Below are 16,797 nucleotides of genomic sequence, written 5' to 3' on the forward strand. Positions count from 1 at the left end.
GCTCCACCGCGATCGCCCAGGCCACACTCAGCAACAACGCCAAGACGGACCACAAAGGTCGAGCCCACGACGCGGGACGGGCCCGCACCCAGTGGGTGGCATCGGCGGAAAGCCAGGCGGGTGCGCCGGCGGGAACTGAGCCCGAAGATATCGGGACGGGTGTGTCGGACACGCGAGGATTATGCAGGCAACATGTGGATCGAGACGCTGGAACAGCTCGACCGGCGGCCGCTGATCATCCTGCGCGAGCACGCCTCGTTCCGGTACCTGGGCCGCACCCGGCTTCCCGTGATCTGCGTCCCCAAGGCCGACGACCTGGCCAAGCTGGAGCTGCCCGACGTGCGGGTCGTCCTCTATCCCGGCAACGCAGGCAAGAACGTGCACATGCTGCGGGTCGCCGAGGCCAAGCACGTCTTCATCGGCCACGGTGACAGCGACAAGCTCGCCAGCAGCAACCGGGTCAGCAAGGTCTACGACGAGATCTGGGTGGCCGGCCGCGCTGGCCGCGACCGGTACCAGCGGGTACGGCACCCCATCAGCGACCAGGCCATCGTCGAGGTGGGCCGTCCACAACTGGCGCCCATCCGCCCGGCCGCCGAACACACCCCGGCATTCCACTGCCGACCGTCCTGTACGCCCCCACCTGGGAGGACTGGAGCGACGACGACTGCCACACCTCGCTGATCCCGATGGGCGTCTCCCTGGTCGAGCAGCTCCTCGCGGAGAACGTGCGGGCCCTCTACAAACCACACCCCCTCACCGGCAAGCGCTCGGCCGAGGCTGCCGCAGCCGACCGGCCATCCGGGAGCTGCTGGACGCTGACTCCAGGAGGTGGCTCCACAAGGGTTCCAGATACGTCCCGTGCATCATCCCGCCGGGCGTGAACGCGACGACCGAAGGCGCAGGTTCGGCTCGCTCTGCCGCTGCTGCAGCCGCCTCGTCGCGGACGCACACACGGGTGTGCGGGATTCATGGGTGCTCAACGGACCCGTCACATGGAACCGAGAAGGTGTCGGGCACACTCTGCGTGTTGTAGTCCCTTTTGTAGTCCCTTCGAGCCGAGGATGCTCCCCACATGATCACGCTCACCAAGGAAGACGGACCGGCGGACCTGGACGGAGTGACCCACCTGTCCATCGGCGTTTCCTGGGACCCCACCGCCGGAAGCAGCGGCGGAGTGCTGGGCAAGCTGCGCCGCAACAGCGGCACCGACCTCGACCTGATCGCCATCGCGCTCCAGGGCGGGGACCCGGTGCGCCTCGCGGGCCTCGACTCGCTCGACCCGATGGGCAACGGCTCGCTGGTCCACAGCGGCGACAACCAGACCGGGCGCGGAGACGGCGACGACGAGACGGTGACCGTCGAGTTCGCCCGCATCCCGCCCAACATCACGTCGATCGTGTTCGTGGCCGCCGCCTACAAGAAGGGCAGCTCCTTCCAGAAGGCACGCAACATCAGCTTCAAGGTCTACGACGCGACCGGCGGCAGCTCGCAGCAGGTCGCCGACATCTGGCCGAGCCTGCTCACCCAGGACAACGGCTGCGCCGTGGCCAAGGCAATGCGGGTCGGCGGGAGCTGGAAGCTCGAAGTGATCAACACCACAGGCAAGATCAAGCAGGGCGACGAGCACGCCCTCATGCGTTTCGCCGTCAGCAAGTAACACGTCGTTCAGGCACGGGGAATAGCTGTGAGTCAGGTGCTCTATGGCGAGCGGTCGTGGAATCCGCTGGCTCGGACAGTGGAGTTGACCCCGGACCAGCTGCGGCAGGGCGGCAGGACCACGCCGTTGAGTGAGCTGAACCTCGGTGCCATGGCTGAGGCGTTCCAGCGCGGGTGCTGGCTCGGGGGCGGCGGGGCGGAGCGCCCGCTGCAGCGGCTGCCAGAGGGGACGGGGGTGGTGCCGGTTACCCGTGCCACGGGCACCAGCACGCCGGTAAGGGCACGGCAGGCCGCCGAATTCGCCCGCACGCTGGGGGAGTTGGCGGTTCGGCAGTGTGGTGGGCCCGACCAAGTGGCCGCCATGGCGGCCCGGGCCCGGGCCGAGGGAGTGCCGTTGTGGATCGCGCGGCGGTTCGCATCCGGCCCCGCCGGGCCGATCGCCGTCGCGGTGGACCGGCGTCTGGTACGCGTGGATGTGTGGGGGCCGCACGCTCCCGTCGTACGGATCCGTGCACCCCACGGCTTCCACCGGGAGACCGCCGATCCGTCCAGGGGCTTGCGCTTGACGGTCGGTGACATGACGGCGGAGCTCATTCTGAAGAAGAAGTTGCGCAAGTCGAAGAGCCTGGTGGAGGTGCGGCTGCCCGGGCAGCACTGGACGTTGCGGCGGGAGGACGCGGCGAGTTCGTGGCTGCTGCGTGACGACCGGCGCATCGCCCTGCTGACGCGGCCTCCGCGCCGAGCGATGCCCGAACCGCACTTGGTGCTGCTGCCGTTGTCCCCTGTGCGCTACGAGAGTCCCGACCCCCTGGATGCCGTCATGGCGCAGGTCTTCGCCGTTGCCTTCGGGCTCGGGGACACGACGGGCCTGGCACGGTTCCGGGCGGAACGGCACCCGGTGGTCGGCGGTGAGCCGATCGCCGCGGACGAAGGATGGGACCGCCCCTGGTTCAGCAACCTCGGCAGGGGGACCGACGACAACGAATCCGGCGGCGGCGACGGTTGGGGTTCGGACGGCGGCGACAGCGGAGGCGATGGTGGCGGCGGAGGCGACTAGGTGCCATCAGCCGCGGCGCTGTCTGCACGGCTGATGGGTGGCCGGCCGCCGGATCGTGCTGCGGCCTGGGCGGTTCAGGCGAAGTCTTCGAAGGAGGGGTGCCGGCCCGCGCGGCGTCGTACGAAACCGCGTCGGCCGGCCAGCAGCGCGAGGCCTGTCCAGCCGACGACGCCCAGGGCCAGCGAGCCGAGCCAGCTGTCCGGGTCGACGTCGGAGGCCTCCTCCAAGGTGACGACGCCCTCCGGGTCACGGACGACCGTGAGCCGGTCGCCGACCTCCCAGTCCGGGTCGCTCCCGTCGTAGTCGAGAGTCTCCTCGAGCTCGTCGCCCGAGGGACCGGTGAGGGTGAAGCGGTGGTTCGAGCCGTCGTCCCCGGCGGCGCGGTCGGCTGTGATGCGGACCTCCGCATTGCCCGAAGCGCGGATGACCGGGTGCCGCTTCTACGACGTGGAGTCCGGCCGGCTTGCTCTGGATCAGCGCGGGCGTGGCGGGAGCATGGAGCGCTTGGATGTGCCGATCTCCCAGGATGGCGGCACCCAGGATCTGCTGGCCGATGCGGCACGTCCCGGTCGCCGGTACGCGGATGCCTCCCCGGCATCGAGTCGAATATCGCCCTGGTCAGGGCCCTGTTCGCGGGCCGTGAGAGCAAGGCGGAGGCAGACGGGGTGTTCTGGCCGCTGGCCGACGAGACCGTCCACCGGCACCTGGCTCCCCCCTGGCAGGGGCGCAGCGCGCTGCGCATCGGCCTGTATCCGCTGCCGGCCGACGACAGCAGCAACTGCTCGCGGTCGACTTCGACGGCACGGTCGTCGGCTCCGTCCATGCCGGTGACACCTTGGTCGCCCGTGCCCGGGGTCGCGCCTTGAGCGCTCGCCATCTGGCCCGGCCGGTGCCCGAGATGGGTCAGGGCGCCACGGTCGACCTGCTGTGCAGGCGCCGCGCCTCGCTGACGGTCGTCGTCGACGAGCCCGGCCGGCTCACGGGGACGGCGAACCTGGACGATCTGCTGGCCCGCTACCTGCAACCACAAGGTGCCGGACCGGGCGTTTCCACAGATTGCAGGGACCCGGCCGTGACGTCGGGGTCCTGCCTGGTTCGTGGCCGTCCCGCTGCTGCTGAGCGGTTCAGTGTGACGTCCGTCAGGTCGGGCGGCGTCGGATCCACCAGAAGCAGAAGAGGCCCAGAACGGCGGCGAGGACGAGGTAGATGCCGACCTCCGCCCACTGCAGGGTCCAAAAGTTGCCGGCAGGCTGATAGGTGATCCGCTGGTGATATCCGGCCTGGGCAAGAGCGGCGAGGCAGTCCCGCGGCGAGTCGCAGTCGTCGTACGCCGCGGGCAGGTGGGCGGCCGGCTGGCCGGAGGCATCGAGGGTCTGTTCGGCTATGACCCAGGCGCCGGGCGTGCCGATGTCCACCTGGGAGACCGAGTCGAGGCCGAGGTTGGCCATGGTGTGCGCGGTGAACGCCACCGTGATGCTGACGGGCTGCGCCAGATGGGGCCGGACCCATAGGGGCATGGCGATCTGGACGGCGGTGAGGATCGCGAGTGTGGCGGCCATCGCGGGCACGGTCCGGCGTACGACCATCCCAAGGGTGACGCCGAGGAGGAGGGCGAAGGCCGCGTAGCCGAGAGGGACGACGCCGCGCGCGCCGAAGGTGACGGGGTCGATGCGCGGGAGGAAGTTGAGGCCGACGTCCGCTCCGCCGCCGTCGAGGGCCTCGTCGATCGGGCTGCTCCACCAGGTCACCGCGAGGCTCGTCAGCCCGGCTGCCGTCACGGCCACCAGCCCGGTGAGGCCCAGCTTGCAGGTCAGCCAACGGGCCCGGGTCACGCTCTGGTTCCAAGCGAGGCGATGGGTGCCGGCTTCCAGCTCGCGCGCGACCAGCGGTGCGCCCCAGAACACGCCGACGACGGCCGGCATGACGAGCACGATCGCCATCCCGGTGTAGTACAGGGCCTGTTGGGAGCCGGTGAGCCGGTGGATGAGATCGCGTCCGGCGGTCTCATAGAGGTCGGCGAGGCCGGTACCGGTGGCGGCGAGCAACGCGGCGAGTACGGCCACCGCGGCCCCGATCACGGCTGCGGGGATTCGGCAACTGGCGCCAGGTCAGCCAGATCATCGCAGGGTCTCCTGAGGCTTCGAAGCGGGCAGAGAGACGGGGCTCGCGTCAGTGACCCGCCGCATGTAGGCCAGGACGATGTCCTCCAGGGGGAGCGGGGCGGCGCTCCAGCGGGGGTCGTGGACCGGTACGTCGGTGCGGACCACGAGGATGGTCTGCCCTGCGGTGTGCTCGGCCGAGACGATGTGTGCGCCCACGGGCGCGGAGACGGGCTCGCTGCGAGGGCCGACGAGTCGGCGGTGAGTGGCCAGCAGGTCGTCAATGGCGCCGGTGACTTGGACCGTGGAGTCGACCAGGACGATGAGGTGGTCGCAGACTCGCTCGACGTCGGAGACCAGGTGGGAGGAGAGCACGACGCTCATCTCCTGCTGCCCGATGGCTTCTTGGAGGTCGTGTGTGAAGTCGCGCCGGGCGAGCGGGTCGAGGGCGGCGACCGGCTCGTCCAGGATGAGGAGCTCGGGGCGCTTCGCGAGGCCCAGGGTGAGGGCGAGCTGGGCGCGCTGGCCGCCCGACAGTTGCCCGGCTCGCCGGGCGGGGTCCAGGTTGAGGCGGCGGATGCGATCGCGGGCGAGTTGGTCGTCCCAGGCCGAGTTGAGGCGTGCGCCGAGGGTGAGGTGGTCGGCGACGCTCAAGGAGGCGTAGGTGGGGGTGTCCTGGGCGACAAAGCCGACTTTGGCAAGCTGCGCCGGGCCGCCGCCGGGTCGCCCGCCGCAGACTTCGATGGTGCCGGTGGTCGGGGTGAGCATGCCTGAGGCGAGGTTGAGCAGCGTGGACTTCCCGGCGCCGTTGGGGCCGACGAGGCCGACGACCCGGCCGGCCGGTATGTCCAGGGTGCAGTCCGACAGTGCCCACCGACGCCGGTATTTCTTGCCCAGGGCGTGGGCGCGGATCACGGCCCTCACGCGGGGCTCCCGTCCATCGGTGTTGTGGTCACGCGCATCTCCTTCTCTCGCGGGCCCTCCAGGCCCCGTGCATCTGGCCCGGTGGACGCTACGAGCACGGCCGGGGCGGGCGCGTCGGTCGCCCGAGCCATTTCCGCTACCGCATCGGAGGGACCCCGCATGGCGTCCTCCCTGAGATGTAGGCGACAGATGTACGGGCCGTGGCGGGAGGGGCGCCCGGGAGGATGTCCCGCGGGCAGCGGCCGGTGACAATGAGCCGGTGATGAACGTCAAGGCGGACAGCAGGGTGGGCGAAGCCGTGGCCGTGCTGCTGCACCCTGCGGCTCCGCTGCCCCGGCCGACTCGGCGCCATCTGTTCTTCGACGTGATGCTCGCGCTGGCTTTCGCCATCGTCGGCACCGACTACGCCTTGGATGCCGGGGTCGGCCGAAGCTACCTGCTCATCGACGGAGTCCTGCGGGCCCGGACCGGAGCGGACACCTGGATCGGGGCCGTCGTCCCCGCCCTTCTGGCCACGCTGCCCCTGGCACTGCGCAGGCGATATCCCCTCGCCGTGCTGTGGGTCGTGATGGCCGCGGGACTGCTCGCGCCGGACGGCGAGGCGCGGATCATTTTCTACTCCTTCGTCATCGCTGCCTACAGTGCCATCGCCTACAGCCCGTACCGGGCGGCCACTCTGGCCGGTCTGTCCCTGGCGCTGCTGGTGCTCGCCTCGATCGGCGAGTCGGGGGTGCCGACTGTCCCCGAGGAGTACGTCTCGCTGCTCGTCCTCCTTCCCCTCGCGACAGCCGCGTACGGTATGCGGACCTGGCGGGCCCGCGCCGACGAACGGCAGACGCGGATGGCGGAGCTGGAGCACGAGCGGGCCACCGAACTGCGCCGCGCGGCCGAGCACGAGCGCGCCCGCATCGCCCGCGAACTCCACGACGTGGTCACCCACAACGTCAGCGTCATGGTCATCCAGGCCGGGGCCGCCCGCACCGTCCTGGATTCCGCCCCCGACCAGACCCGTGAGGCACTGCTCGCGATCGAGGCCGGCGGCCGCGCCGCCATGACGGAGCTCAGACACGCCATGGGCCTGCTCACGATGAACACCGGCGACGACGGCGCCGCGTCCTCGGCCCCGGCCGACACGGCACCACCGCCGGGCCTCGACCAGGTGGAGGACCTCGTCGGCAGAGTGCGCGCCTCCGGCCTGCCGGTCGAACTCACCGTTGTGGGAAGGCCGAGCGCTGTCCCGGTCGGCATCGACCTCGCCGCGTACCGCGTCGTGCAGGAGGCGCTGACCAACACGATGAAGCACGCGCAGGGCGCCACCGCGGCCGTGACCATCACCTACGAGAAGGCGGACCTCGGCATTGAGATCACCAACACCGCGGGCACACCGAGCGCCCGCACGGCCACTGGCAACGGACACGGTCTCCTCGGCCTGCGCGAGCGCCTCGACCTCTACGGCGCCACCCTGCACAACGGGCCCCTCCCTGACGGCGGTTACCGTGTCGCGGCCCTGATTCCACTCCTGCCCGGGGAGACCACGTGACCGACGGCCCTCTGCGTGTGGTCGTCGCCGACGACCAGAACCTCGTTCGTACCGGCTTCCGCATGATCCTCACGGGCCACGGCATCGACGTGGTCGCCGAGGCGGGCGACGGCGAGGAGGCCGTGGCAGCGGTCCGGCGCGCCCGCCCCGACGTCGTCCTGATGGACATCCGCATGCCGAAGCTGGACGGCCTCGAAGCCACTCGCCGCATCCTCACCGGCGCCCCTGGCGAACCACGAGTGATCATCCTGACCACCTTCGACCTCGACCAGTTCGTCTACGACGCGCTGGCCGCCGGCGCCAGCGGCTTCCTGCTCAAGGACGTCACCCCGGAACATCTGGTCGCGGCCGTCCGCCTGGTCCGCACCGGCGACGCTCTCCTCGCCCCAGCGATCACGCGCCGCCTCGTCGAGCGGTTCGCCGCCGCGCCCGAACAGGTCGAACCATCGCTCGGCCCTCATCCCGATCTGACCGCGCTCACCCCGCGCGAACTCGAAGTGCTGCGCCTGCTCGCCCATGGCCTGAGCAACACCGAACTCGCCGCCCGGTTGCACCTGTCGGAGACGACCGTCAAAACACACGTCTCCCGCATCCTGGCCAAGCTCCAGCTCCGCGACCGTGTCCAGGCGGTCGTCCTCGCCTACGAGACCGGGCTGGTCAGCGCCACAGTGCGGCCAAGCGGAGCGCACGGCTCCGAGCGGCAGTAGGCACGAGCGACTGTCCATGCGAACCGTCGCTCTCCGACGCTCTTGAAGATCCGGGCCGCTTGGCGGCCGAACACGTCAGCTCGGGCAGCTTCTTGACACCGTCCATGGGTGAAGGTGCGCCGCTGACCGGCACTCACAGCACCCGGCCAAAACCCGGCAGCCGCCGCAGCCATGCCGCGGTCAGGAAGGCCGTCGGCAGCGTGAGCGCGCAGACCGCAGCCCACGCGCCGACGGCCGGCAGGCCTCGGTCGGCCAGGTAGTACTGCAGCGTCACCACCAGCGGGAGGTGAATGATGTAGACGGCGTACGAGCCGGCCGCCAGCTCTCCCGACAGACGGGTGCGGCGGGTCACCGTCTCCCGGAACAGCGTGAGCAGCCCAACGCACAAGGCCACACACAATGCACTCTCGTACGCCGCCCACAGCGCGGACGAGCCGTCGAAGCCGCCCGGTCCGAAGCAGTCGGCGTCCGCGCCGATCACGAACAGCAGCGCCACGCAGGCCAGACCTCCGGTCAGCCACACCCATCCGGTGCGTGCGTCGAAGCGTTCGAGCCAGCCGTGCCGGAATGCAAGCACTCCAAGGGTGAAGAAAGCCGCGTACTGCGGCAGCCGGGCGGGCTCGACCTGGAGGAAGTCCAGCACCGGTACCCAGCTGTCCAGCGGATACCGCAGGCGCACCAGGAAGGTGGCGGCGGCGATCGCGGCGGTGAGGACGAGCAGAGCACGGTGCCCCGGCACCGGCAGGCGCCGCCCACCGCGCCAGCGCGCCAGCCGGGCCATCTGGCGGCACAGCGCGTACAGGACGCTGTAGGCGAGCAGGTTCTGGATGAACCACAGGTGCCCGAACTGCAGGTCGGGCCAGGACGGGCCGCTCCAGTCGGCGGGCTCGTCACCGAGGCCGAGGTAGACATCGGTGAAGTAGCGGGGGAAGGAGATCGGCGGATAGCCGCGGTAGTGGACGTAGTAGGCGTACATCAGGCCCGGCACGATCGTGAGTGCGCCCGCCACCAGTGGCAGACCGAGGCGCAGCAGACGGCCGGTCAGGAAGCGGCGGGCGCCCCGGCGGTCGTAGGAGCCGGGCACGAAGACCGCGGAGACGAAGAAGAACAGGCTCATGAAGAACGCCCCGTCGACCGCCGACAGGGTGGCCAGGGCTCCGGTGCGCGGCTGCTCCTCGACGTACCACCAGTCGGCGGGACCGTACGCCTGCGCGGCGTGATGGACCACGACCAGGACGGTCAGGGCGATACGGAGGTTGTCCAGCCAGACCAGGCGGCTTGAGGCGAGGCTGGAGGTGCGCGGGCGTAGGGGCAGCGAAGGTGTGTCCATGAGTTCATTTTTGTAAACATGTGTACACCCCGCACTGGTGCTAGCCCCCGTCCGCTCCCTCCGGATGGCCGTAGTAACCCCGCAGCAACAGCCGCTGGTTGGCCGCGCTGCGGCGGGCCAGCGCCTCCGGGCCGAACATCGGCTCGTCCAGGTTGGGCTGCATCACCCGCTCCAGCAGCAGCGGGCCGAGAATCAGGCACAGCATCTGGAACGGCGCCCACTCCTCGTCCGGGCCCTGTTCGCCGTAGACCTCGGACAGCCGCTCCACCTCGTTACGGGCGCCGGCCAGGAGGCGGCCGAAGAGGGCCGCGCTCGCCTCGCTGTCCTCCAGCAGGACGTGGCGCAGATAGCCGCGCAGGACCGGATCCGCGCCAAAAACCCGGGCGGAGACCTCGCCCAGGGAGGCCATCACGCCCTTGTCGGGGTCCAGGGTGCGCAGTTGTTCGCCGATGCGGTCCAGGACGTGCTCGTCGACCGCCGCACGCAGCCCCTGCTTGGAGCCGAAGTGCCGGGTCACCAGCGCCGGGGAGAGCCCGGCCGCGGCCGCCACGGCCCGGGTCGAGGTCGCTTCGAAGCCGCGCTCGGCGAACAGTTCCAGCGCCGCCTCGCGCAGCCGCGCCCGTCCGGTCAGATCACTCTTCGCCACCGCCCGCATGGCCGCAGCGTATCCATGTCGTCCCGGGCCGGCCGACAGCGGATCAGCGGCGGGCCCTGACCCGGTCCAGCGCGGCCACTCCAACAGCCGCCAGTCCGACCTGGATGGCCATCTCGATCCAGTCGATGCCCTTGGTGTCGGCGACGTCGAGGCCGGCCGCGATCCCGGTGCCCACGAACGCGGCGGCGATGCCGACGAGGATCGTCCAGAGCACGCCGATGCGCTGGCGCCCGGGCACGACGAGCCGCCCCAGCACCCCGATGACGATACCGATCACGATGGCGCTGATGATGCCCGAGATCTCCACGACGGCCTCCCCTTGCCGTATCCCTTTGTCTCAGGTCTGCCCAGGAGAGGACGGTGCACGCGCTTCCGTTTCCCTGCGGCGGGGCGCGGGGAAGCGCTCCAGGCTCTCTTCGAGTTCGTCAAGGGCGCGGCGTGCCCGGGCGATACGGTCGCGCAGCTGCCGTTCGGCGTCGTCCGCCGCCCCGGCCGCCGCCGGGCCGGGCGCGCTGTTCTCCCGTTCGATGTCGCGGACCTCGTCGAGGGAGGTGATGACGACGCCGATCAGGACGTTGACCAGGACGAAGGAGGCAAGCAGGACGAAGGAGGCGTAGTAGAAGATGCTCCAGGGGGAGATCTCCAGGCCCGCGCGGACCGCGTCGCCGATGCCGTCCAGGGTCATCAGGAGGAAGAGGGAGAGGGCGGCGCGGCCCAGGGAGCCGTAGTGCTCGGGGTCGTGGTGGGCGAAGAAGACCCAGCCCACCATCGCGTACACGTACAGGAGCAGGGCGCCGACGATCAGGAAGCTGAAGGTGCCGGGCAGGCTGCGGCCGACCGCGAGGAGGAAGACGCGCAGCTGGGGCAGGAAACGGGCGGTGCGCAGGACGCGGGCCAGGCGCAGCAGCCGTAGCACGGTGGTGTTCTCGCGTACGACGGGCAGGAACGCGGACAGCACCACCGCCAGGTCAAAGAGGTTCCACGGGTCCGTGAAGAAACCCCAGGGACGGTCGGCGTGGGCGGCCAGCCGCAGCAGGATCTCGACGGTGAAGGCGGCCAGGCAGACGTGTTCGGCCAGGCGTAACCAGCGATGCCAGTCGGCGGCCAGTCCGCTGTAGGTCTCCATGCCCAGCAGGGTCGCGTTGGCGAGGATCAGGGCGAAGACGGTGAGGGCGAACCAGCGGGCCTCGGTGACGGCGCGGCAGCGGCGCGCCAGTTCCTGACAGGCGGAGGGCGCCGTCGGGTCGGCCGTGGGGTGGTGTGGATCCGGCATGCTGCTGTCCGTGCTCCTTGGTGCGGGGAGTTGGTCTCGGCCAACCGGGCTGGAAGGGGGGCTTGTTGAGCGGTCGCACTCCAGGAGAGACTTCTACAGCAACGTAGATTCCCGTGCGTCACCGGTCCACCGATCGGCCGCCGCCAGCCCCCGGGGGAGCACACCTGATGTTCGGCTTGAGCGAGCTGGCCCTGATCCTTCTCGTGGTCGTCGTGGTCCTCGGGATCAAGAAGCTGCCCGAGCTGACGCGGTCGGCGGGCAAGGCGGCCCGGATCTTCAAGAGCGAGACCAGGGCACTCAAGGAGCAGGACTCCGCCGCAGGCGCCTCCGGCCCCGGGCGGGACGTTGCCGACACGGCCGTCGAACGGGACGGACCGTCCGCGCGTTCCTGAAAGCCGGCGTCGACCGCGGGTCTGTCGCGGCCGGTCGCCCGCTCTCGGCTTTGCTCGAGCGCAGGAACTCCCATCGCGGCGGAACCGCAGATCAGCACAGCCGCACAGCCCGTTGCCCCTTCTGGGGCACTGACTCTGTGCCCTGACACGGTTCAGCCGGTCCGGCGAGCGGCCCAGAAGCCCCGGAGCTTCCCCGAACGCCGTGAACATCCCTCCCTCTTTGCCCGAACGCGCGCGTGGAACTATCGGTCGCCGGCAGGTCCGGGGCGGATCACCGCCGGACCGGCCACACCCGGCAGGCCAAGCCGGGCCGCCTCGTGCGGGGGCGCGCACAGGCGGCCCGGCGGTCAGGCGGCGGCACGTGCCGGGCCGACCAGCTCGGACAGGACGTCGTCCATGGTCACGAAGCCGAGCACCGCGCCCGTCTCGCCGGTCACCGCGGCCAGGTGGCTGCCGTCGGCACGCAGTGCGGTGAGGGTGTCGTCCAGCGGGGTGTCGATGCGGACCCGCGTCACCGGGTGCAGGGCCGTGCGCGGGAACGGCTTGTTCCGTTCGGTGATGCCGAGGGTGTCCTTGATGTGCAGGTATCCGAGGAGGGCGTCGTCCGGGCCGGTGACGGGGAAGCGGGAGTAGCCCGCTTCGGCGGCCGTGCGCTCCAGCCCGGCCGGGGTGACGGTGTGCGCGACCGTGCGCATCTGCTGCGCCGGGACAAGGATCTCGCCGACCGGGCGGGTGCCCAGCTCCAGCGCGTCGCGCAGCCGTTCTCCGTCCGCGGACGACAGCAGGCCGGCCTGGCTGGAGTCGACGACCATGCGGGCGAGCTGGTCGTCGGTGAACACCGCCTCCACCTCGTCCTTCGGTTCCACCCGGAGCAGTTTGAGCAGGGCGTTCGCGAAGGCGTTGATGCCGAAGATCACCGGTTTGAGGGCCCGGGTGAGGGCCACCAGGGGCGGGCCGAGCAGCAACGCGGTGGGGACCGGCGCGGCCAGCGCGATGTTCTTCGGCACCATCTCACCGATCAGCATGTGCAGATACGTCGCCACGGTCAGCGCGATCACGAAGGCGACCGGGTGCACCAGGGCGTGCGGCAGCTGGACCGCCTCGAAGCCGGGCTCCAGCAGGTGGGCGATGGCCGGTTCGGCGACCGCGCCGAGCACCAGGGAGGAGACGGTGATGCCCAGCTGGGCGGTGGCCAGCATCGCCGACAGGTGTTCCAGGGCCCACAGAGTCATCCGGGCCCGCTTGTTGCCTTCCTTCGCGCGTGGCTCGATCTGGCTGCGGCGTACCGAGATCAGGGCGAACTCGCCGCCGACGAAGAAGGCGTTGGTGAGCAGGGTCAGGGCACCGATGGTGAGCTGCAGTGCGGTCATCGGGACTCCTCCCCCGCCTGGACCGGCACCCGGGCCGGTTCGGTGATGCGGACGCGGTCCGCGCGGTGGTGCTCGACGTCGAGCACATGAAGCCGCCAGCCGTCCAGGTCGAGCTCGTCGCCCTTGGCCGGGATGCGCGCCAGACGGGTGGCGACCAGGCCGGCCACCGTCTCGTACGGCCCCTCCGGCGCCGCCAGCCCTATGCCGGCGAGCTCGTCGAGGCGGACGGAACCGTCCGCCTCCCACGCATTGCGGCCGTCCTCCGTCCGGGCAGCGGGCACCAGGTCGGGCACCTCGACGGGGTCGTGCTCGTCGCGGACCTCGCCGACGACCTCCTCGACGATGTCCTCCATCGTCGCCACACCCGCCGTGCCGCCGTACTCGTCGATGACCACGGCCATGGTGCGCGTCTCGCGCAACCGCTCCAGCAGCCGGTCGGCGCTCAGACTGTCGGGGACCAACAGCGGCTCGGTGGCCAGCTCGGTGACCGGCGTGGCCGCGCGTTTCTCCGGCTCTAGAGCGAGCACGTCACGGATGTGGACGGTGCCGATAACCTCGTCCAGGCTGTCGCGGTAGACCGGGAAGCGGGACAGCCCGGTGGCATGGGTGAGGTTCGCCGCGTCGGCGGCGGTGGCATGGGCCTCCAGCGCCTGGACGTCGACCCGCGGGGTCATCACGTTCTCGGCGGTCAGCTCGCCCAGGTGCAGGGTGCGGACGAACAGTTCGGCGGAGTCCGCCTCCAGGGCACCTTCGGCGGCGGAGTGCTGGGCGAGCGCGATGAGTTCCTCGGGGCTGCGGGCGGAGGCCAGCTCCTCGGCGGGCTCCAGGCCGAAGCGCCGTACGAACCGGTTCGCGGTGCCGTTCAAGTGGCGGATGAACGGTCCGAAGGCTGCGGTGAAACCGCGCTGGGGACCGGCGACCGCCTTGGCCACGGCCAGCGGCCGGGAGATCGCCCAGTTCTTCGGCACCAGCTCCCCCACCACCATCAGCACCACGGTGGACACGGCCACGCCCAGCACGGTCGCCACCGTAGAGGCGGCACCGCCCAGACCGATCGCCTCCAACGGGCCCTTCAGGAGCGCCGCGAGGGACGGCTCGGCGAGCATGCCGATCACCAGCGAGGTCACGGTGATGCCGAGCTGGGCGCCGGACAGCTGGAACGTCAGGCGGCGTACGGCGTGCAGCGCGCCTTGCGCACCGCGCTCGCCCGCCTCGGCAGCCCGCTCCAGCTCACCGCGCTCGACGGTGGTCAGGGAGAACTCGGCGGCGACGAACAGGGCGCAGGCCAGTGTGAGCAGGAGGGCCAGCAGGAGCAGCAGGATCTCGGTCACCGTGCCACCCCCGATCCCTCGCGCACGGGCAGCGCGGGCTGCGGACGGGGTACGGCACGGCGGCTGGTACTGGGAGGCTCACCCATTGCGGGACCGTCGCTCCTTCTGGGACTGGAGGGCCGGGAGACCCTCGGTGGTCGACAGGGCGGGGACACGCCCCTGCCCGCCATCGTAAAAGACCGGCAAAGCATCGAGGTCAAGTCCCTGGCCGGTCGCACTCGGCGGCCTTTTTCGGACTTTCCCGCCACGGCCGCCGGGACACGGCCTGGACCGGCCCCGACACCCCTATGCTTCTACGAGTCTGTAGAGAGAACGTGTCGCTGTCACGGGCTGTTCCCCGGCGACGCACGCCTCTCACCTGCCCGCATCACGGAAGAGGACGCATGACATCGATCGACCTGGACAAGGTGCTCGACAAGGCGTGGGCGGGCAAGAGCCTGCCCGAGATCCTGGCCGCACCGGTGGGCGCGCTGAAGGGGATCTCCGACCGCGACGGCGAGCTGTTAGGGCCTGTCCGGCGGATCTTCCCTGCTGGCGTTTGACGGATGGGGTTGGGTGAAAACGAGGTGCGTAGGCACGATGACGTCGGCAGGATGCCCGGGGTGACTGAAATGCGGAGCAACGCCGTGCCAGCCCCTGCCGTCCTTGACGCCTTCGGTGTGAAGGGTTCTGCTGTTCCGCTGGCTGGTGGACAGGGGCGAAGCGTCCTCGTCGGTGGGTTTGTATTCAAGCCTGCCGAGGGCACTGACGAGGAGGTCGAGTGGGCGACTTCCCTGTTTGAGAAGCTGGCGTCAGACAGTGGCTTCCGCGTTCCACTGCCGTTGCGGGCCGCCGACGGGCGAAGCGTCGTGGACGGCTGGACCGCCAGCGAGTTCCTGACCGGTCAACCTGGACCGGAGGGGCACTGGACCGGTGTGCTCAGTGCCGGCCGCGCCCTCCACAATGCTCTGCGGGATGTGCCCCGGCCCGAATTCCTTGATCGTCATGTGCACCCGTGGGCTGTGGCCGACCGAGTCGCGTGGGGCGAGCAGGACATCGACGTGATCGACGACCTCGCCGCACCGTTCTCGACCCTGCAGGAGCTGAGGCGCCCGGTTACGCAGGACGCAGCTCAGCTCATCCATGGAGATCTCACGGGCAATGTCCTGTTCGCTCCGGATCAAGTGCCTGTCGTGATCGACTTTTCCCCGTACTGGCGGCCGCCGGGGTTCGCTGAGGCGATCGTGGTTGCAGACGGGCTGCTGTGGTTCGACCTTCCGACTGACCTGTTGGCGGCTGGCAGCGATCATCTTGACTGGCCGCAGATGCTGGTCCGTGCACTGATTTTCAGGCTCGTCGCCCACAGCGAGAGTGCAGGTCCACTGGGGCGGGCTCACTCGGGTGAGCCCGCCCGCTATGCAAGGGCAGCCGAGGTTGTGGTGAGGCAGCTAGCGACGCTTTAGGACACGCCTGAACCGCGGTCATGGTCGGAGCCAGAGTCTGATCGAGGCGAGGATGACGGTGCCGTGGAAGATGTAGGCGCGCTTGTCGAATCTCGTGGCCACGGCCCGGGAATTCTTGAGAGCATTGATCGTTCGCTCAACTTCGTTCCTGCGCTTGTAGATCGTCTTGTCGAAGCCGGCGGGCCGACCGCCCCTGCTGCCGCGTGCCTGGCGGTTGGCCCGCTGATTCTTCGGCTCGGGGATGGTGTGCTTGATCTGGCGCTGTCGCAGGTAGCGGCGGTTGCGCCGGGAAGAGTACGCCTTGTCGCCGCCGAGATGGTCAGGCCGAGTCCGGGGACGCCCCCCGTCCAGCCGGGCGACACGGACACGATCCATGACCGGGATGAACTGCGGGGCATCACCCCACTGGCCCGGCGTGATCAGCAGGGCCAGTGGGCGGCGTCCGCCCTCGCCGGCAAGATGGATCTCGCAGGTCAGGCCGCCCCGGGAGCGTCCGAGTCCCTCATCAGGGCGGTGCTGCCGGGGCGTGCGTCTTTTCCCGGCAGCCTTGGAGGCTTCTTGCGTGCTCCGGCGGCGTGCTGATGGGCCCGGCAGGAGGTGGAGTCCACGCTCACCATCGACCAGTCGATGCGGCCCTCCGCGTCGGCATCGACCAGGACAGCCGCGAAAAGCCTGTCCCACGTGCCATCCGCTGACCAACGCCGATGCCTCTCATACACGGTCTTCCACTTGCCGAAACGTGCAGGCAGATCCCGCCACGGCACCCCGGTCCGGTTCCGGTACAGGATCCCGTTGATGATCCTGCGGTGACCGCCCCAACGGCCCCCGCGCCGCCCAGACTTCGGTAGATGCGGCTTCAACCGGGCCCATTCCTCGCTTGTCAGATCTCCCCGCCCCATGAACATGCCAACGAACCAAGGCCGCAACGGTCACAAGATCCGCCGGACAGGCCCTAGGCGGCCAACGCACCCCCTGCGACAGGAGCCGCGTGTCGTGTTCCGATTCCCTGATCAACCGT

17 protein-coding genes and 2 pseudogenes are annotated in these 16,797 nt (G+C 70.1%); 9 read left to right on the forward strand and 10 right to left on the reverse strand.

Translation table 11 applies throughout. The annotated features are described in order from the left end of the window. Nucleotides 1-189: 189 nt before the first annotated feature. The 3 genes and pseudogenes from ABZ928_RS40150 to ABZ928_RS40160 all read left to right on the forward strand — a co-directional run. Nucleotides 190-797, forward strand: a pseudogene (locus ABZ928_RS40150) (hypothetical protein); the annotation flags it as partial. 278 nt (nucleotides 798-1,075) lie between these two features. Beyond that, entirely contained in the window at nucleotides 1,076-1,660 is a 585-nt protein-coding gene (locus tag ABZ928_RS40155; RefSeq protein WP_361530213.1) for a TerD family protein, read from the forward strand. 27 nt (nucleotides 1,661-1,687) lie between these two features. Continuing rightward, on the forward strand, nucleotides 1,688-2,716 hold the full coding sequence (locus tag ABZ928_RS40160) for a hypothetical protein (protein ID WP_361530216.1): 1,029 nt from the start codon (nucleotides 1,688-1,690) through the stop codon (nucleotides 2,714-2,716). Between the two features lie 74 nt (nucleotides 2,717-2,790). Here the strand turns inward: ABZ928_RS40160 and ABZ928_RS40165 are convergent, their stop codons facing one another. Then, nucleotides 2,791-2,943, reverse strand: coding sequence for a hypothetical protein (locus ABZ928_RS40165; protein WP_361530219.1), 153 nt, complete (start codon nucleotides 2,941-2,943; stop codon nucleotides 2,791-2,793). Nucleotides 2,944-3,521: 578 nt separating this feature from the next. On the opposite strand from ABZ928_RS40165, the pseudogene ABZ928_RS40170 reads away from it, so the two are divergent. Then, nucleotides 3,522-3,752 (forward strand): annotated as a pseudogene (locus ABZ928_RS40170) (hypothetical protein); the annotation flags it as partial. Between the two features lie 103 nt (nucleotides 3,753-3,855). On the opposite strand, the gene ABZ928_RS40175 reads toward ABZ928_RS40170, so the two are convergent. Next, complete coding sequence (locus ABZ928_RS40175) at nucleotides 3,856-4,794, reverse strand: transporter (RefSeq protein ID WP_361530222.1); 939 nt, start codon at nucleotides 4,792-4,794, stop codon at nucleotides 3,856-3,858. Between the two features lie 39 nt (nucleotides 4,795-4,833). Further along, nucleotides 4,834-5,739: an ABC transporter ATP-binding protein gene (locus tag ABZ928_RS40180; protein WP_361530225.1), complete on the reverse strand. Its 906-nt coding sequence runs from the start codon at nucleotides 5,737-5,739 to the stop codon at nucleotides 4,834-4,836. A 262-nt stretch (nucleotides 5,740-6,001) separates the two neighbouring features. On the opposite strand from ABZ928_RS40180, the gene ABZ928_RS40185 reads away from it, so the two are divergent. Next, nucleotides 6,002-7,279: a histidine kinase gene (locus ABZ928_RS40185; protein ID WP_361530228.1), complete on the forward strand. Its 1,278-nt coding sequence runs from the start codon at nucleotides 6,002-6,004 to the stop codon at nucleotides 7,277-7,279. Next, entirely contained in the window at nucleotides 7,276-7,986 is a 711-nt protein-coding gene (locus ABZ928_RS40190) for a response regulator transcription factor (RefSeq protein WP_361530231.1), read from the forward strand. Before ABZ928_RS40185 ends, ABZ928_RS40190 begins: the two co-directional genes overlap by 4 nt. Nucleotides 7,987-8,119: 133 nt before the next feature. Here ABZ928_RS40190 and ABZ928_RS40195 read toward each other — a convergent pair whose 3' ends face one another. Genes ABZ928_RS40195 through ABZ928_RS40210 form a run of 4 tightly spaced genes read right to left on the reverse strand, consistent with a single transcriptional unit; the run spans nucleotide 8,120 to nucleotide 11,244 of the window. After that, nucleotides 8,120-9,316 carry an acyltransferase gene (locus ABZ928_RS40195; protein ID WP_361530234.1) on the reverse strand — a complete coding sequence of 399 codons (1,197 nt, stop codon included), beginning with the start codon at nucleotides 9,314-9,316 and terminating at the stop codon, nucleotides 8,120-8,122. Between the two features lie 40 nt (nucleotides 9,317-9,356). Continuing rightward, nucleotides 9,357-9,971 carry a TetR family transcriptional regulator gene (locus ABZ928_RS40200; RefSeq protein ID WP_361530237.1) on the reverse strand — a complete coding sequence of 205 codons (615 nt, stop codon included), beginning with the start codon at nucleotides 9,969-9,971 and terminating at the stop codon, nucleotides 9,357-9,359. Nucleotides 9,972-10,014: 43 nt separating this feature from the next. Continuing rightward, complete coding sequence (locus tag ABZ928_RS40205) at nucleotides 10,015-10,278, reverse strand: GlsB/YeaQ/YmgE family stress response membrane protein (RefSeq protein WP_361530240.1); 264 nt, start codon at nucleotides 10,276-10,278, stop codon at nucleotides 10,015-10,017. A gap of 30 nt (nucleotides 10,279-10,308) precedes the next feature. Continuing rightward, entirely contained in the window at nucleotides 10,309-11,244 is a 936-nt protein-coding gene (locus ABZ928_RS40210) for an ion transporter (protein ID WP_361530243.1), read from the reverse strand. A 167-nt stretch (nucleotides 11,245-11,411) separates the two neighbouring features. Between ABZ928_RS40210 and ABZ928_RS40215 the strand changes: the two genes are divergently transcribed. Next, on the forward strand, nucleotides 11,412-11,636 hold the full coding sequence (locus ABZ928_RS40215; RefSeq protein WP_361530246.1) for a twin-arginine translocase TatA/TatE family subunit: 225 nt from the start codon (nucleotides 11,412-11,414) through the stop codon (nucleotides 11,634-11,636). A gap of 347 nt (nucleotides 11,637-11,983) precedes the next feature. On the opposite strand, the gene ABZ928_RS40220 is transcribed toward ABZ928_RS40215, so the two are convergent. Beyond that, a complete protein-coding gene (locus ABZ928_RS40220; protein WP_361530249.1) occupies nucleotides 11,984-13,006 on the reverse strand; it encodes a hemolysin family protein in 1,023 nt (340 codons plus the stop codon). Continuing rightward, the gene (locus tag ABZ928_RS40225) at nucleotides 13,003-14,337 is read right to left on the reverse strand and encodes a hemolysin family protein (protein WP_361530252.1); all 1,335 of its coding nucleotides are present in this window, start codon (nucleotides 14,335-14,337) and stop codon (nucleotides 13,003-13,005) included. Before ABZ928_RS40225 ends, ABZ928_RS40220 begins: the two co-directional genes overlap by 4 nt. A gap of 383 nt (nucleotides 14,338-14,720) precedes the next feature. Between ABZ928_RS40225 and ABZ928_RS40230 the strand changes: the two genes are divergently transcribed. Together ABZ928_RS40230 and ABZ928_RS40235 are read left to right on the forward strand one after the other, a co-directional pair. Continuing rightward, nucleotides 14,721-14,879 carry a hypothetical protein gene (locus tag ABZ928_RS40230; protein WP_361530621.1) on the forward strand — a complete coding sequence of 53 codons (159 nt, stop codon included), beginning with the start codon at nucleotides 14,721-14,723 and terminating at the stop codon, nucleotides 14,877-14,879. A gap of 69 nt (nucleotides 14,880-14,948) precedes the next feature. Continuing rightward, nucleotides 14,949-15,779 carry an aminoglycoside phosphotransferase gene (locus ABZ928_RS40235; protein WP_361530255.1) on the forward strand — a complete coding sequence of 277 codons (831 nt, stop codon included), beginning with the start codon at nucleotides 14,949-14,951 and terminating at the stop codon, nucleotides 15,777-15,779. An 18-nt stretch (nucleotides 15,780-15,797) separates the two neighbouring features. Here the strand turns inward: ABZ928_RS40235 and ABZ928_RS40240 are convergent. After that, a protein-coding gene (locus ABZ928_RS40240) for an IS5 family transposase (protein ID WP_361530612.1) occupies nucleotides 15,798-16,678 on the reverse strand; the annotation gives its coding sequence in 2 pieces (ribosomal slippage) (nucleotides 15,798-16,315 and nucleotides 16,315-16,678; 882 coding nt in all). Nucleotides 16,679-16,797 lie beyond the last annotated feature (119 nt).

Source organism: Streptomyces sp. NPDC046909 (assembly GCF_040644695.1).
Taxonomy (GTDB): Bacteria; Actinomycetota; Actinomycetes; order Streptomycetales; family Streptomycetaceae; genus Streptomyces.

Excerpts from the sequence above, each read along its gene's own strand:
- ABZ928_RS40215 (WP_361530246.1), top strand. The coding sequence starts at position 11,412 with ATGTTCGGCTTGAGCGAGCTGGCCCTGATCCTTCTCGTGGTCGTCGTG.
- ABZ928_RS40230 (WP_361530621.1), top strand. The coding sequence starts at position 14,721 with ATGACATCGATCGACCTGGACAAGGTGCTCGACAAGGCGTGGGCGGGC.
- ABZ928_RS40185 (WP_361530228.1), top strand. The coding sequence starts at position 6,002 with ATGAACGTCAAGGCGGACAGCAGGGTGGGCGAAGCCGTGGCCGTGCTG.
- ABZ928_RS40200 (WP_361530237.1), bottom strand. The coding sequence starts at position 9,971 with ATGCGGGCGGTGGCGAAGAGTGATCTGACCGGACGGGCGCGGCTGCGC.
- ABZ928_RS40155 (WP_361530213.1), top strand. The coding sequence starts at position 1,076 with ATGATCACGCTCACCAAGGAAGACGGACCGGCGGACCTGGACGGAGTG.
- ABZ928_RS40220 (WP_361530249.1), bottom strand. The coding sequence starts at position 13,006 with ATGACCGCACTGCAGCTCACCATCGGTGCCCTGACCCTGCTCACCAAC.
- ABZ928_RS40235 (WP_361530255.1), top strand. The coding sequence starts at position 14,949 with ATGCGGAGCAACGCCGTGCCAGCCCCTGCCGTCCTTGACGCCTTCGGT.
- ABZ928_RS40195 (WP_361530234.1), bottom strand. The coding sequence starts at position 9,316 with ATGGACACACCTTCGCTGCCCCTACGCCCGCGCACCTCCAGCCTCGCC.
- ABZ928_RS40210 (WP_361530243.1), bottom strand. The coding sequence starts at position 11,244 with ATGCCGGATCCACACCACCCCACGGCCGACCCGACGGCGCCCTCCGCC.